This is a genomic window from Vibrio sp. A1-1 (genome assembly GCF_021728175.1).
GTDB lineage: Bacteria > Pseudomonadota > Gammaproteobacteria > Enterobacterales > Vibrionaceae > Vibrio > Vibrio diabolicus.
Genome location: NZ_JAKKCL010000028.1, coordinates 13,224 through 28,936, shown reverse-complemented (window position 1 = coordinate 28,936; position 15,713 = coordinate 13,224). Strand labels below are relative to the sequence as shown.

The following is a 15,713-nucleotide window of genomic DNA, read 5'->3' as shown; positions in this document are numbered from 1 at the left end:
GCTCGAACAGGGTTCGCCACTCTTGGTTAGTGCGTCGTTTAGCCATTTCAAATCTCCTTTGGGTTGGAGGTTTGATCTTATTATTCGGGCTAGACGATTAGAATGCGGTGTTTATGACGCGCTTACATTGAAACTATCATGTGGGAGAATCATAAAGGTAAAGTTGTTCCTTACTTTAAGGCTGAAACTGTGGCTGTCATTCTAGGATTTGAAAACCCAACAAAGGCTTACACCCATGCGCGCCACAAGGTAAATATTTCTTATTTGGATGTAGAAAAACGTAAATATTCGGACTCCTCCATTTTGGAGGAGTCCACTGAAATCAGTAACTTACCTACACCTTATCAATCCTTAACCAAGAAAGGTTTGACGCATAATGAAATTATCAGTAAGAAAACATGGGTAAATGAATTCGATATCTACCAAATGGTTATTAAGTCAGATAAACCATCGGCAGAGAAATTCCAAGATTGGGTATGTGAAGAAGTGTTACCAAAAATTCGTCAAGATGGTATGGACTTTTCGACAACAATGTCGAACATCGTTGTCCGTGGTTGATATATTCGGAAACGCTATAAAACAGCGTTGTCAGTGATTTCAACAACTTACCCACCCTCGCTTGACAAACTATTTTTAAATGGTAGATTGGTAAGTATAGATATAAACAAAAGTCAACTCAAATAACTTAAAAAGCGACATTAGTCACAAATAGTTGTTGACAACCATTCTCATTTAGTGTTATTATATAAGAATAGTAATTCAGTTTACTACTCTAGCATCCAGATCGTCCCCGATCACCTTACCACCTCACAATCTAATTTATACACTACGTGCTGAACTTGTTCAGAACCACACGTTGGTGGTTTTCTCGTATCTGCAATATAAGGATTTTTAATATGACATACACACTACCAGATGAAATCAACCTAGCCACACTCCCACTCATCACTCAGTTACAACTTCGGCGGTTAATGAATGGAGAGACAACACCAGCTAATGTTAGTCAACGAAAGGCTGTTCGAAATAAAGAAGGTAAATTCAGTGAGGCTATTCATTATGGGTTGGCTGTGTATATGTTTAGGTTGATTGAAGAATTTAACAGTAATATTGATGAGTAGGAGGATTTAAAGATGAACTTTAAACCAAACAGTAATGAAACTAACCGATTGATGCACCAAGTTCGCCGATTAAATAAGAAGCCATACCAATTAATGCGAGAGGCGTTCAACGCATACATGACATTATTAGAACAACAAGAAGCAGAGGAGCTTAACAACCATGACCAACAAGTTAAAAATTGATTGGGATAAACTAAAAACTTTCACCCTCATTCCGCTAGAAGTTTCGAGCATTTGCAAATACAACGGTAAGAAGCTCAGCGCAGACCATAAGAATATCTACAGTTACTTTCACAAACTCCAGCATGATGGGAAACTGAACGACACCGGATATGCTAGCTTTGATTCTTTAATGAAAAGGTTTGGTATCGGTTCAAAAGGTAGCTTAACCGGATTCATTAATCACTTGGTTGATATTGGCTTACTGGTAAGACATAAAGAAGGGAACGGAACACGTAACCGATACGAAGTAAAAGACATTGATTTAGAGCTTGCCACCTACCCTAGTAAATCTCATGTAGCAGGTAGTAATAAGAACAAAGTCAGTATTAACAACCTACAAGACAAAAAAGCGAATAACTACCTCTTAGCGAAGAAATACAGAGCAATTCTCAAGGGTGACAAGCTAAAAGCTTTCAATCAATGGATATGGAAAGCGGATCAAGAAGGTATTCAGTTAACCGCACAAGATTACGCTACTTGGTCAAAGAGTTACGCCGACACAGAAGAATGTAAGAAACACTTTGAAGATATGACTCCTTGTGACGGCACAGAAAATTATGCAGCTCTAGTACCAAATTCTGAAGATTTCGACTTAACGCCAGCACCAGATAACTACAATGATTCGTCAGAAGCTAACCAAGGTTTCATTGAAGATATTAACATTGATGGTTGCCCTACGTGGTTGGTGAGCGATCAAGAGCTGGCGAGCTATGAGCAATATTTGTGTATTGATGAAGACACAGCAGAGCGAGAAGAAGATATTACGAATATTTTCACTAACTCGTGTGATAGAAAACCCGAACCAGTTAAACACCTGGCACCTCTTGAAACATCAATAGAGAAGGCAGAACCCAAAGGTGATAAGTCTAAACTGGTTGGCCTGATCGGAAATGTCGATGTTTCAGATATAGATGTGGAATCTAAAGGAGTTGGTTGGTTTGCTGCACCACTAGCGAGAGATGAGCTTAGCATTGCAGATACTAAACGCTGGTTGAAAGTATTACATACACATTTCTGGGATGACTACTCACCAGATCAATCAACTGTGGAGGCTATCCGTAAAAAACTTACCTGTGAATGCTGTGGTAACAATGTAGACACTCATGGATATTGCACTGATCGGGATTGTCCAGAAAGTGACATGTTACTACCGTTCTAACTATACCAATCCCCTTTTAGCGCAACGCTAACACCTTATTCAGCCTCTACAGGCTAATCCAAACAACACTAAAACAAACCTGATACATGCTTGAATGAAGCACAATGTAGGGCTTCTTGTATGTATCACTCCAAACAAGAGGAAACAATGATATGAACACTTTCACGGTATTAAAGCCAGAGCAAGGTTATAACACCATTTTTATTACTCGCCAAGATCACAAGATCGAGGAGATTTTTGTAAATAGTTCAACAGAACTAATGATCACTGAGTTACCTATTCCCACCAAGGAAACAAAGGAGATTATCGAGCTATATGAAGATCAGTGGTTAGATTTGAATGACAGCGAATTTAAAGTTCCAACATCAAAACAGCATGACGTTTTTGTATATGAACAACTGGATTCAGATGACTTTTTAGCCTTGTTGATAAGATACCCTCGTGTGGTTGGCAAATTAATAGCTAAAGAGTTTTATAAAGACATTGAAGAAGTGACAGCTCGATTAGATAACGAGCTGTATGCGTTTTACCAAACTCATAAGGCAACCTAATCCAACCTAACCCCTCTCTAAATACAACCGAATACAAAACCTCTCGTATACATGCTGAATAGCTTGTAGACACGTTCACACCTTTGTATGGGGAGGTAATAACAAGAAGGAAAATAACGTGAAGAAATACCGAATTAGAAAGCTGAAGCAATTTCGTCGCCGTTTTAACTATGCAAGGTTGGTGTGAAATGGAAGACTTACACAAAAAGTACGAAATGCTCCTTTCAAAACTAGAGCCAAAGAAACAGGAAAAGCTTAATAAACTGGTTGATGAATGGCTACCAATCTACAAACAAGATCTAGATGATATCTTATTTAACACTGATTATGTCATCGAGCAAAGCCCTCAATTGATACCTATGGGTGGTGGATTATCAGTTTCTAAAATAAGGTTTCAGGCTTACATAAAACACTCACAGACATACAAAACCATTCTTCTAGATGTAGGTTTCAACGCTTATAGAAACAAACCTGAAAAGGCACGAATGCCTTATTTAAATAACTGGTTAGAACGTTCTTTATCACCTCCTAAGAGACAAAAACCCGTTAAGACACTGAGTGCAAGGTTCATTAAGATGCTCAAAGACTTCGACGCTGGCTCAGGTGTAGATAAACACATGACAACTTTAACCGAAGTCAACCGATTAATTCCACATATGAAGAATGTTATAAACTGTAAAAGACAGCCTACCGTTTACGATTGGTTTTATAATACTAAGATACCCCATGCTGAACTATGTATTTTAATTCAAGAAACTCATGATCAGTTAACACAAAAATAAGCAATAGTCTATATTATTTTAATGTATTTACTATACAAATAAATATATTTTTGGTATAATACTTGTATAGAGTGATTTAAAAGACTTCTATAGTTTTATTCGATATCCTTCCTATGTTTTCGATAAAATTTTCCTTTGTTATCTCTAGTGTTGCAATGCTAAAAACGTTACTCCAAGCGTTTTACTCAACTTAATTTATTAGTGATGAGGCTCCTCCTTTCCTCTATCTAATATAAAGTTGAGGTTTTGCACCATTTAATTGTAGTCAAAAAGTTTACAATTACTCTATACCTTCTAATCACTTCCACAGTGAATTAACAATCTTATACTCTCACTTAATTTAAACCTAATCCAATTTAACAATGGAGGTCAACCCATGCCTAGAAAACGGATTTTATATAGTTCACCCGAAGAACTATTAAATGAATTGATAACCGGAAGTCGTAGCATTAAAAATGTATATATCATGCGATTGAGAGCTAGAAATCTATATGAGGATGAAGAGCAATTTGAAATTATCGATGCCGCTTTAAAAATGTATCAAGCTTCTAGAAAAATAAAATCAATAGATCTTTAACCCCCCAGTTCAATAGCAGCAACATAGAATAATAATAGAGAAACAATATGAAGAAAAGGAATAATAAGAAAACGTTATTAGAGTCTTATCCGAACATTTCTGACCAAGAACTAAACAAAACTCTAGAAATTTATTACGGGATTACGGGGAGATGCAAGAATCACCCTAATTACAGAGATGTAAGGAATAAGTTTGAAATTGTCGAATTTTATGAATTTCTATTAAACCATAAATACTTTGAAAGGCGTAAAAAAGAAGTAGTCTCCGTTTGTCGTTTCGGGGATGTTGGCGATTATTGTAAAGAGAACTGTAGCATTAAATCCCAAAGTGAAAACTTTAAAGAAACTCTAGTTGGTACATATAAAATTTATTTTTCAGATGGAACAGAGAAAATAATTCAATGCTTACATGACTTATATAAGAGGATTAAAGACAACCTTGAAGTCAGCAAGTCTACATTCTATCTATATTGCAAAACTGGCAAACCTCTCAATATCTCCGGAATCTATAAAATCATAAAACTATAATAAGGAATATCATGAATTACTTAAGTAAAGCAGTTTTACAAAAACCTCAACTTTGCAGCCTAAACTTTTTTGAAACAATCGCAGAGGTTATCGAAAACAAAGAGGCGCGCCAACTAGCACTATCTGGTGAAGCATTGAGTTCACCAAACCCATTAAAAGATAAACTAGAACAGCAAGGTTTTGGTGTATTGGACGTTTCTGGAGTACTAACCGCAAAACCAACACCCTTTCAAGCGTTATGTGGCGGCACTAACTACAGTGATCTAATTGCCAACATGCAAAAACTAGCTGATTCAGGTAAGAAAAAAGTAGTTTTGAATGTTAGTTCCGGTGGTGGCGAAGCTTTTAACTGCTTCTACTGTGCCAAACAACTACGAAAAATCGCTGATGCTAACGGTATTAAGTTAACTGCTTGGATTGATGGTGAAGCCTGTAGCGCCGCATACGCCCTAGCCTCAACATCACATGATGTTATTGCAGACACAGAGAGCTACAGTATCGGCTCAATTGGGGTGGTCATTAAGTTACATAACGATAGCGCCGCCCTTGAACAGCAAGGTATTTCACGCAGTTTCGTATACGCTGGAAATAATAAAATCCCTTATGCAGCCGACGGTAGCTTTAAACAAGAGTTTTTAGACGACTTACAAGAATCAGTAAACGAAACTTACACCAAATTTGTTGAACATGTAGCTAACTATCGTCCACTTAGTAAGCAACAGGTCATTGATACTCAAGCAAAAGTTTACAGTGCTGATAAAGCATTAAGCTTGAAACTTGTCGATAAATTGCTGACTCAAGAAGAGTTTCTAACATACATGCATGGTAATAGCGTATACAGCCATAAACCTACACCAACCGCCAAAGCAACCGCAAGTAATAGCAATACCCCTGCTTTTGATAAAGCCAAAGCTACCGCATTAGCGAGTGTTTCAAAGCCTGTAGTTAAGAGTGAACCAGAACAAGAACTAAGTTACGAGCAAGAGAAATTAGAACACAAACTTAAACTTGAAGCGGCAGTTCGTAGAGCTAAAGAGAAACGAGGTTTGTAATATGGCAGAAGAAACCAAACTAGTTTTACAGAAACTCCGTACTCTCCAATCCCTAATTAAAAAACAAAATAAGGATAACAATAAATGAGCATTGCAACCGACACCCTATCTAATGTCCAAACTGTTGAATCACTAATCAAAGAATATTATCGCACTCAAGTGACTAAACCAGAACTTGATCAGGAACGTGTTGATAAGGTGGTTAATTTCAACCTAGCCTCTTATAACCTTCCTTATATCTCCACGTCCGCACCTAAAGCATTTAGTTCACGTAAGGATGAAATTACATACCTTTTAAGTGGTAGCAACCTTGTAAAAGAGAATAAACTGTGTGCATATCACCATGAATTTATCCGAGAAGGATTACAACAGCTTCTAGTAAAGCATGCTGAGTTAATTGATCGAGGTTTTAAAACAGTCTCTAGTCAAGAGCACAATTTATTCCATCAATTGAGTGTTAATAAGCTTATCATGAAGAAGCCTGATTGCTTGATTGAGGTAGATATTAAAACTATCAAAGAGCAAGTTGTATCTCTTATTAATGAGCTTAACGAGATTGAACGTAAAGAAAAAATGGATGTTGTAAAAGCAACGAATTGGGCTCAAAACAAGCATTCTGAACAGAAAGCAGCTTATGATAAAGCTATTGCTGAATTAGCCGCTAGTGAAGCTAATAGCCTAAATGATATGTATGTTAATTTCTCACAATACTTTGATAGCATTGAGTCAAGAGATTATTGGTTCTTTGATGAGTTAAAAGATATGTGTGGAAACGCCTCAAACAAAGATATCGAAGAAGTTCTTACCCATTTAAATTTCACCCCTCTTCGTAAATATCTCGCTGATGATAAACAGCATAAACTTTGGGTGAAAGAAAGTGAAGCTGAAAATCTAGACTATAAGATTATCCAATATAACAAATAAAAATATAACAGCCCCTTTTAACTAAGGGGTGGTTAAAAAGCACCATATGGAACAACTATTACAAGACTTCCCCCCTGTCCTCATGTTCCTTATCCCCCTCTTGATTATCGCTGTAATTCACACTTGGTTCGGATCTAAACAACCAGAAACGAAAGAAGATGAGTATCGCAAGTTATTGCAGAAAATCAGAGACTTAATCGATAAGGAACTGAGAAAATAATAATAAGGATAAATAAAAATGATTGTCCCAACGTATCTAATGGACTCCACTAACGGCAGACTATACGCCGATGCATTCTCAGAACTCACCCCAACTTGGAATGCTAACGTGAGTAAATATCCAATTTCAGATAAGAGCACTATCTCAAATCATGTTATTAAACAGAACCCTATCCTGAGTTTAACCTTCTATGTGGGACGTCACCCACTTAAACAATACGATGGTTTAGTCGGATACGAAGATTTAAACCAGCGCCCTTCTAGGACTAATGACGTTCTACTCGGATGGTATAACAACTCAACAAAACTCACTATCGTGAATGAGCTGTACAATTTCTCAAATTATGTGATTACAAGCTACTCTCCCCAGCAAGTTTCGAGCACTGATAGTTATAAATATTCGCTCACCCTTGAGCATATCAGAAACGTCAGCTACTCCCGAGGAACACTGATTCAAGCAATGGATGACAGTAAGAAATTGGATGCTCAGTCTAAAACTAATCAGAGTGATTCAGATTCAAAGTCACAGAACGACACACAGAAATCGATGAGACAACAAGTGTGGGAGTTCTATAACGGCAATGGGATCGTAGATCTACAAAACCCACCTTCCAAACCATAACAACAATTAGAAAGGTTTTAATATGGCTAGAACACTCCATAAATTTGTAAATACCGTGGGCTGGCGTTTAGATAGGCAGTCGTGGAACAGCGTCTTAAGGCAAAGTAGACAATTAGCTAAACAACTAGAAAGAGCAAACCCACAAACGATTTTAAACCCTGACGGAACAAGCGGTACTACATCAAACAGGCGTAGACGACAGCATGAACATGATGCACACGCTAGGCAGTACAGAAAGCTCAATGCTGAACAAAAGAAATTTGAGCAAACCCAGCGTACTGTTTTAAAAAGGTTTGTACTCAGTAATGCAGCTATCCGTGATCTAGATGTATCTGAAAAGAAAGTACTCCTCACCAAGCTCAAACAAGCGAAGACAGTAGAAGAACTACTACACCTTGAGAAAAAGCTTAAATCTCAGATTACAGATCGCAACCGCCGTGAACGCACTCGAACTCGTGAATTACAGAAACAACAAGGCATTTCAAAGAACCTAGCCGCTAACCTTGCTGGTGTTTATGCTGCAGCAGCTAGTGGTAGTGCAGTGGTTCAAACAGGACTCACATTCGAATCACTAGAGCGTTCAATGTTAGTTACCAGTGGCTCGGCAGAGAAAGCAGCAGATAACTTTGCATTTGTGCGTCAAACAGCTTTAGAACTAGGTCAGGATATTAATACTCTGACACGTGCTTACGTGAACTTTCAAGCAGCAGCAGGTAACAAGATGTCAGAGAAGGACTTGAGAGGTCTATTCAAAGGTCTGGCAGAATATAACACTGCACTTGGTGTTACTCAGGAAGCACAACAACGCTCGATAGTTAGTATACAGCAAGTTGCAAGTAAGGGTACGCTGTACGCTGAAGAGATCTACGGGCAACTTGCGGAAAATTCCGTGGGAGCAGTCCAACAAATGATCAATGCAGCAGTAGCACTTGGTAAGATTGATAAGAACCTTAGTGAAGTCGATAAAGAACGTGCTTTCCGTAAGTTAATGAAAGATGGGAAGCTACTTGCAAGCGAAATCCTCCCAGAATTCGGAAGACAACTTTCAATCGCTGCAAACCGTAACGATCAACTAGCTTGGTCACTCAAAACTGGATTAGGCCCACAATTATCTATTGCTAAAAACAATGTTCTAGAACTGGGAAATGAGTTTTTCAAGGGTCTAAAACCAGCTCTTATGGCAATTACCAAGAGTTTCAACCTGTTAGCAGGTGAAGGTAAAGGACTCGCTAAGGTACTTGGTAGCGGAATCGGTAGTGCGTTAAAAGCGATCTCATTTCCCTTCGTTATGTTAGGTGCCCTATTAATCGACGCTTACAACGGCTTCAAAGACCTAACAGGAGCTACTGACGAAGGAATCACCAAGTTTGCAACCTTTGGAGCTAAAGTATTAGGTTTATCATTTGGATTAACTAAGCTCATTAAAGGATTTAAGATGCTATGGAACATTGGTTCAAAAGTGGTTGGATTCTTCACTGGTGGTAGTAAAGCTGCTTCAACAATGGCTAAAGGTGTTGGTGGTATTAACGCTGGTCTACGTGGTTCATTATCACTCTTCTCACGTTTGAATGTTTACCTAACCGCATTACTTGCAGTTTTCGAGGCTCGTCCCGGTGGCAGTATGAGCTTTACATCATTGTTCGGCGATTCTAAGACTGCTAAATGGTGGGACACTCCTGTACTTGAGCATCTACGTAGAACTGGTAAGGAAATAACTTCTAATCAGCAGAAAGTAGACGTTAATATTCATGTACGGAGTGATATTGACAGTTCAGGTAGCATCATCCCTGTAGTGAGAACAGAGATAGACAACGCTGAAGAGCAAAGAATGATAGGCTTTTATCAAAACCTATCAGCTTCAAATTAAGGCTTATAGTAATGACATTACCCCACCTTATTGGTGGGGTTTTTTATGCTATCGAATACACAAGTTGGGGTACAAATTGGAGTACATCGACTTAAAACACTATGAAAAATACTTGACCTATATCTCATAGTTGGTAAATTATGCGCTGTTAGCAATAGGCTAACTATCTGATTATCTGAGAGTTATGTAACAACTTAGTAACAACTGAGAAACTTATATAAATCAAAGGTAATTGTTCCGATGAAGACTGCAGGAGAGTGGTTATTAATCAAATTTTAACATTTGATTAGCATAACTCGCCGAAGAATTAACTATTTCAGGTGCTACCTAGGTAGCGGGGACTGTAGTTGGAGGAACCTCTGGAGAGAACCGTTAAATCGGTCGCCGAAGGAGCAAGTCTTGCACTCACGCAAGGTGAAACTCTCAGGCAAAAGGACAGAGGAGTGGAAAGTTACAACCTAACTATTTTGCTTGGCCTTCCCGCCTACAACCAATAGCTTAGTTCTTTTAGAGATCGTTGATCTCGTCCTTTCCCTCTTCTCCTTATTAGTTGTTTTATTAAGGGGAAATCATGAACGACCTACAATCTTTACTACAAACCATCGATAATTTTGTCTGGGGTCCACCACTGCTTATTTTGCTAGTGGGTACCGGTGTTTACTTCACTTTTAGCCTCGGCTTGATCCAGTTTAAACATCTCCCAACAGCGCTAGCGATGGTGTTCAGTAAAGATAAGTCATCTGATAAACAAGGTGACGTTTCTAGCTTTGCAGCACTTTGTACTGCGCTCTCAGCAACGATTGGTACTGGTAACATTGTTGGTGTTGCCACCGCGATCAAACTTGGTGGACCAGGTGCCCTATTCTGGATGTGGCTCGCCGCCCTTTTCGGAATGGCGACTAAATACGCCGAATGTTTGTTAGCGGTTAAGTACCGAAGAGTCGATGATAAAGGCCAAATGATTGGTGGCCCGATGTACTATCTGCAATACGGTGTTGGCTCAAAAGCCCTCGCGATCATGTTTGCAGTGTTTGCTTTGGGTGTTGCTTGTTTTGGTATTGGTACGTTTCCACAAGTAAACGCGATTCTGGATGCAAGTGAGATATCTCTCGGTGTTGACCGTGAGCTCTCTGCCTTTGTACTGACTCTTTTGGTTGCTTTCGTAACTTTGGGTGGCATCAAATCCATTGCTAACGTTGCAGGAAAAGTGGTTCCTACCATGGCTGTATTTTACGTGTTGGCGTGTTTAAGCGTGATCATCATGAATGCAGACCAATTGGTCAACGCCGTTGAATTAGTGTTGGTCTCAGCATTTACATCAACAGCAGCGACCGGCGGTTTCTTAGGTGCAAGTATCATGCTGGCAATCCAATCAGGTATCGCTCGTGGCGTATTCTCAAACGAATCTGGTTTGGGTAGCGCGCCTATGGCAGCAGCGGCAGCGAAAACAGACTCTTGTGTGAAACAAGGCCTGATTTCAATGACAGGTACCTTCTTTGATACCATCATTATTTGTACCATGACGGGCCTAGCCTTGATCCTTACTGGCGCATGGCAAAGCGACTTTTCTGGTGCAGCAATGACGACTCATGCCTTTGCGGTAGGTTTAAATGCGGATACATTTGGCCCAATGCTGGTTTCAATTGGTTTGATGTTTTTTGCATTCACAACCATTCTTGGATGGAACTACTACGGTGAGCGTTGCGTTGTGTTCCTCTTTGGTACAAAAGCGGTGCTTCCTTATAAGCTGATTTTCGTTGCTTTGGTGGCATCAGGCGCGTTCCTCCATCTAGACATGATTTGGCTACTCGCCGATATCGTAAATGGTCTGATGGCGATTCCTAACCTAATCGGTTTGATCGCACTGCGTCACGTCGTACTGGCAGAAACCAAGCTGTTCTTTAGCTCAGCATCGCAATCTGATGAAATTGAAGCAGTAAAAGCTTAGTGACATGACAAGTGTTCAGTAATGAACCGTCAATCGCTGAAAGTAAATTGGAAATGGTAAAAAACATAAAGCCCGCTGGTATTCAGCGGGCTTTATTTTATCTAAAGCTAGGCGGTTAATCTCTCAACCATTGATGCTCAACCTTTTCTCCACGTTCTTGAAAAAACTTCGCATTTTTTTGCTTGAATTGATCCGACTTCAGCTCTGATAGAGGCCAGTCTGAAAACGCCTCTGTTACGAACGAATCTCCAACCCCAACTTCAATCGATTCAAGATGCTTCCCGATGTAGCGATAAAAGTAGCTCTGCCCCAGTGCATCACAAACCATCGGCACATGTCTCATGCGTTGATGGTTGACGGATACTGAAGCCCAAGTTGTCGTTTTAGGTTCGCAGCTTTGCTCTTTTACAACATCAACTTCAAATTTATTGTCCATTGTTGTCGAGACAAAAACGACAATACCGTCATTCATATACACACGTCGAAGTAATAGCTGTTTCGTATCTTGAGTTCGCGTCTGTTGTATTCCATTGGAAAATGGCTCGAAATAGCCCCAGTGCCAAGACCAGGTCATGCCACGTTGCGCAAACTGTACCTGTGGCCATGTCTGCCAAACAATGGCACCAACCACGCCAGTAATAAACACAACGAGTAATATCAAAATGTGGTAAATATTGCGCATTACACGGGCTTTTCAATCAATAACTTTACGCCAAGTGCGACTAAGACAGCGCCCGTCGCCCCTTCCATCCACTTCATAAAGCTTGCATTCTTTAACAGGCTCTTAGCTGAGTTAAGTGCGCCAGCCAAACCACACTGCCAAACCATCGCAATAATAAAGTGCACGGATGCCATCATCATTGATTGAAGCAAAGGAGAACCTTCTGGATTCACAAACTGTGGCAAGAACGCCAAGTAGAAAACTGCCGTTTTTGGGTTCAAGACGTTAGAAAGAAAGCCCTCTCTAAAAGAGCGTTTGCCATTAAACACTTCATGAACCTGCTCAGTCACTGACAAACCATTCTTCGACGACATCAGGGCTTTTAAACTGCTCAGACCAAGCCAAATAAGATAAGCTGCACCAATCATTTTTACGATTTGGAACAACTCTGCAGATTGCGCCAGAATGGCCGAAATACCAACCGCTGAAAAGAAAGCATGCACAAATAAGCCAAAGCAAATCCCTAAACTGGTTGTACATCCGTCTTTTAAACCCGCGCGACTGGTATTACGGATAACAAGGGCCGTATCTAAACCCGGCGTTAGCGTTAAAATAGTGATGGCAATAATAAATGCCTCAAAATTCAAGATATCCATATTATCGTGATAATTAATTGTTAATCCGTCATCAATACCGTCAATCCACGAGATTCGCAAGCTTCTTTTTTAAGAGAGCTATACAACTGAGTGAATTTATGGACAATGAGTGACGATTAATTGTTAATTATTAGTAAATTAACGCAGGTTGTTTCGTGCAACTCGACGTAAAGGACCCGTTATCGGGTGTTTAGGGAAAGAACAAAGAATAAGAGTAGTCACATGAAAGCATTTACAAAACTCATTGAACATTCCAAAAAAGTGGCAAATTTTGAGCACCTCTCTGCCATCATAGGTTGGGACCAAGCAGCGGTCATGCCATCTGGTGGCGCTGAAGCGCGCTCCAATGCTATGGCAGAACTTGATGTACACATCCACTCATTGATGACTCAGCCACACTTGGGCGAGCTTTTCGCTCAGGCAGAAGAAGAGACGCTATCTGCAAGTGAAAAGTCCATCCTACGAGAAATGAAACGTGAATGGCAACAAGCTAACTTGCTACCAGAATCATTAGTTCAAGCTCAATCTCTTGCTGGCTCCAAATGTGAACATGCATGGCGTACGCAACGCGGAGAAAATGACTGGTCTGGCTTTGAAAAGAACTGGGCAGAAGTCGTCAAACTATCGCAAGAAGAAGCGCAAATTAGAGCCGAAGCAAACGGCACAACGCCTTACGATGCCATGCTTGATATTTATGAACCAGGCACAACGTCTGCATCGTTAGACACGCTTTTTGCTGACGTAAAAACGTGGCTACCTTCCTTGATAGACGAAGCGCTTGAAAAACAGCAATCAGACAACATCTTATTGCCAACTGCGCACTACCCTGCGGAAAAACAAAAAGCGCTGGGACTGGAAGTCATGAAGCTACTTCAATTCGATTTTGAACACGGTCGGCTTGATGAAAGTGTCCACCCATTTTGTGGCGGTGTGCCAACAGATGTGCGTATTACAACACGTTATGATGAAAGCGAGTTTGTCCAATCATTGATGGGGATCGTCCACGAAACTGGCCATGCCAGATACGAGCAAGGGCTACCAAAAGATTTAGCAGGAACCCCAGCTGGTCAAGCCCGCTCTATGGGAATTCATGAGTCACAGTCGCTCTTCTTTGAAATGCAAATAGGACGAAACAACGCATTTATCGACCACCTTGCTCACATGGCTTCCAAGCATTTTTCTGGGGATGAATTTGAAAAAGACAATCTAGCCAAAATCTACACTCGCGTAGAGAAAGGCTTTATTCGCGTAGATGCGGACGAATTAACATACCCTGCCCACGTTATTCTTCGATATGAGATTGAACGTGATCTTATTAACGGTGCCATCAAGCATACAGACGTACCAGAGCTCTGGAACGAAAAAATGAAAGCGTATTTGGGGCTCTCAACGGAAGGGAATTTCAAAAACGGTTGTATGCAGGACATTCACTGGACGGATGGAAGTTTTGGATATTTCCCATCCTACACTCTCGGTGCGATGTACGCAGCCCAATTCATGGCCGCAATGAAGCAAACGGTAGATGTGGACGCGGTTATTCGCTCTGGCGATCTGACGCCGATATTCGATTGGCTGTCGAAGAACATCTGGAGTAAAGGCAGCGTATTAACAACAGATGATCTCGTAAGAGAAGCAACGGGTGAAACACTAAATGCTAAGCACTTCCAAGCGCACCTAAAAGGCCGCTACTTGTAAATAGAAAAAGAATAGAACGTAAAAGCCCAAGGTTCGTATGTTCCTTGGGCTTTTTTAAGCTCTTTCTATGCTATGCCAAGCTAGGGATAAGTCTGGGCTTGTACAAACAATCCTCGCCTTCAGGTCTGGTTTTAAACCGACGGTGAAGCCACATATATTGGCTCGGACTTGCCATGATTGACGTTTCAACTATCTTATTCACGAAAACTGCCGCACCTTGAGGATCTTCTTTCGGGAAACCGTCGACTGGCGCACTAATCGTCAAGGTATAGTGTCCGTCTTTTCCTCTTACCATCGTAAAAGGCACGATGGCACAATCTGTCGAATCAACCAGCAGACTTGTACCTGTCGTCGTGCAAGCATTTTTAACGGCAAATAATGGCGCAAACGTTGAGCGTCGGTTTCCATAATCATGATCCGGTGCATACCAGACCCGCTCACCCGTTCTAAGCGCTTCAAGCATGGCTTTAACGTTCTTGCGGTCAATAAGCGTACGATTAGAGCGAGAACGCCCCTTGTATTGAAAGTAATCAAAACAAGGATTGTTGTTTGGACGATAAACACCAGTTCCAGACTTTTTAATGCCAAAAGCACGAGCACCTAACTCTAAGTTCATCGAGTGTACGGCCAACATTAATGCCCCTTTGCCTGATTTTTCTAAAGCCTCGAGGTGCTCCATTCCTTTTATCGTAACGTGTTTGTTTACCCGTTGATCAGACCAAAACCATGCCATCGCCGTCTCAAATAGCGCAATACCTGTATTGTCGATATTGTCTTTTAAAATTGCTTCGCGTTGGCATTCTTCCATCTGAGGAAAGCAAAGCTCAAGATTGCGTCTAATCGTAACTTGACGTTTTTTCATGATTCGCATGGCTAAACGGCCAATGCCACGTCCTAATGCTAACTGAACTTTGAAAGGAAGAAGACTGAGTAAGTACATCACGCTGATGATAATTAAGGTTCCCCAGTAACGAGGCAAAAGAAATTCAGCCTTGAATTCAGGCTTTTGGTATTTATTCATGTGAGTATTGTCAGATGTGCCCATCTATAAGTGATAAAAACAATGATAATGGACTGCACTTTTATCATTGATAGCGCTAATAACATAAATTAAAGCGCGCGGATTCTATGGT

17 protein-coding genes and 1 riboswitch are annotated in these 15,713 nt (G+C 40.4%); of the genes, 14 read left to right on the top strand and 3 right to left on the bottom strand.

What is annotated here, in order from left to right:
* The first annotated feature begins 138 nt into the window (after positions 1 to 138).
* From L3V30_RS23165 to L3V30_RS23105, 13 genes are all read left to right on the top strand, one after another.
* Complete coding sequence (locus L3V30_RS23165) at positions 139 to 558, top strand: BRO family protein (RefSeq protein ID WP_237310015.1); 420 nt, start codon at positions 139 to 141, stop codon at positions 556 to 558.
* A gap of 338 nt (positions 559 to 896) precedes the next feature.
* Positions 897 to 1,118: a hypothetical protein gene (locus L3V30_RS23160; protein ID WP_237310014.1), complete on the top strand. Its 222-nt coding sequence runs from the start codon at positions 897 to 899 to the stop codon at positions 1,116 to 1,118.
* 12 nt (positions 1,119 to 1,130) lie between these two features.
* Positions 1,131 to 1,301: a hypothetical protein gene (locus L3V30_RS23155; RefSeq protein WP_237310012.1), complete on the top strand. Its 171-nt coding sequence runs from the start codon at positions 1,131 to 1,133 to the stop codon at positions 1,299 to 1,301.
* Positions 1,279 to 2,499, top strand: coding sequence for a hypothetical protein (locus L3V30_RS23150; protein WP_237310010.1), 1,221 nt, complete (start codon positions 1,279 to 1,281; stop codon positions 2,497 to 2,499). The genes L3V30_RS23155 and L3V30_RS23150 overlap by 23 nt, the downstream gene beginning before the upstream one ends.
* Before the next feature lie 152 nt (positions 2,500 to 2,651).
* Positions 2,652 to 3,050, top strand: coding sequence for a hypothetical protein (locus tag L3V30_RS23145; protein ID WP_237310009.1), 399 nt, complete (start codon positions 2,652 to 2,654; stop codon positions 3,048 to 3,050).
* A 188-nt stretch (positions 3,051 to 3,238) separates the two neighbouring features.
* A complete protein-coding gene (locus tag L3V30_RS23140; protein ID WP_237310007.1) occupies positions 3,239 to 3,832 on the top strand; it encodes a hypothetical protein in 594 nt (197 codons plus the stop codon).
* Positions 3,833 to 4,208: 376 nt separating this feature from the next.
* The gene (locus L3V30_RS23135; protein WP_069547984.1) at positions 4,209 to 4,409 is read left to right on the top strand and encodes a hypothetical protein; all 201 of its coding nucleotides are present in this window, start codon (positions 4,209 to 4,211) and stop codon (positions 4,407 to 4,409) included.
* A 47-nt stretch (positions 4,410 to 4,456) separates the two neighbouring features.
* Positions 4,457 to 4,936, top strand: coding sequence for a hypothetical protein (locus tag L3V30_RS23130; RefSeq protein ID WP_069547983.1), 480 nt, complete (start codon positions 4,457 to 4,459; stop codon positions 4,934 to 4,936).
* Positions 4,937 to 4,947: 11 nt separating this feature from the next.
* Complete coding sequence (locus L3V30_RS23125; protein WP_237310004.1) at positions 4,948 to 5,988, top strand: S49 family peptidase; 1,041 nt, start codon at positions 4,948 to 4,950, stop codon at positions 5,986 to 5,988.
* 84 nt (positions 5,989 to 6,072) lie between these two features.
* Positions 6,073 to 6,912, top strand: a complete 840-nt coding sequence (locus L3V30_RS23120; protein ID WP_237310003.1) for a hypothetical protein — start codon at positions 6,073 to 6,075, stop codon at positions 6,910 to 6,912.
* A gap of 238 nt (positions 6,913 to 7,150) precedes the next feature.
* Positions 7,151 to 7,753: a phage baseplate protein gene (locus L3V30_RS23115; RefSeq protein WP_069547980.1), complete on the top strand. Its 603-nt coding sequence runs from the start codon at positions 7,151 to 7,153 to the stop codon at positions 7,751 to 7,753.
* Positions 7,754 to 7,775: 22 nt separating this feature from the next.
* Entirely contained in the window at positions 7,776 to 9,620 is a 1,845-nt protein-coding gene (locus tag L3V30_RS23110; protein WP_237310001.1) for a tape measure protein, read from the top strand.
* 349 nt (positions 9,621 to 9,969) lie between these two features.
* Positions 9,970 to 10,069: riboswitch (glycine riboswitch) on the top strand.
* Between the two features lie 122 nt (positions 10,070 to 10,191).
* On the top strand, positions 10,192 to 11,568 hold the full coding sequence (locus L3V30_RS23105; protein ID WP_047008706.1) for a sodium:alanine symporter family protein: 1,377 nt from the start codon (positions 10,192 to 10,194) through the stop codon (positions 11,566 to 11,568).
* A gap of 115 nt (positions 11,569 to 11,683) precedes the next feature.
* Here L3V30_RS23105 and L3V30_RS23100 read toward each other — a convergent pair whose 3' ends face one another.
* Together L3V30_RS23100 and L3V30_RS23095 are read right to left on the bottom strand one after the other, a co-directional pair.
* Entirely contained in the window at positions 11,684 to 12,250 is a 567-nt protein-coding gene (locus L3V30_RS23100; RefSeq protein WP_046874890.1) for a hypothetical protein, read from the bottom strand.
* Positions 12,250 to 12,885 (bottom strand): LysE family translocator, encoded by a 636-nt coding sequence (locus tag L3V30_RS23095; RefSeq protein ID WP_005393419.1) that lies wholly within the window; start codon positions 12,883 to 12,885, stop codon positions 12,250 to 12,252. The genes L3V30_RS23100 and L3V30_RS23095 overlap by 1 nt, the downstream gene beginning before the upstream one ends.
* A gap of 222 nt (positions 12,886 to 13,107) precedes the next feature.
* Between L3V30_RS23095 and L3V30_RS23090 the strand changes: the two genes are divergently transcribed.
* Entirely contained in the window at positions 13,108 to 14,580 is a 1,473-nt protein-coding gene (locus tag L3V30_RS23090; RefSeq protein WP_048626323.1) for a carboxypeptidase M32, read from the top strand.
* Positions 14,581 to 14,650: 70 nt separating this feature from the next.
* Here the strand turns inward: L3V30_RS23090 and L3V30_RS23085 are convergent, their stop codons facing one another.
* Positions 14,651 to 15,601: an LpxL/LpxP family Kdo(2)-lipid IV(A) lauroyl/palmitoleoyl acyltransferase gene (locus L3V30_RS23085; RefSeq protein ID WP_237309999.1), complete on the bottom strand. Its 951-nt coding sequence runs from the start codon at positions 15,599 to 15,601 to the stop codon at positions 14,651 to 14,653.
* Between the last annotated feature and the right edge of the window lie 112 nt (positions 15,602 to 15,713).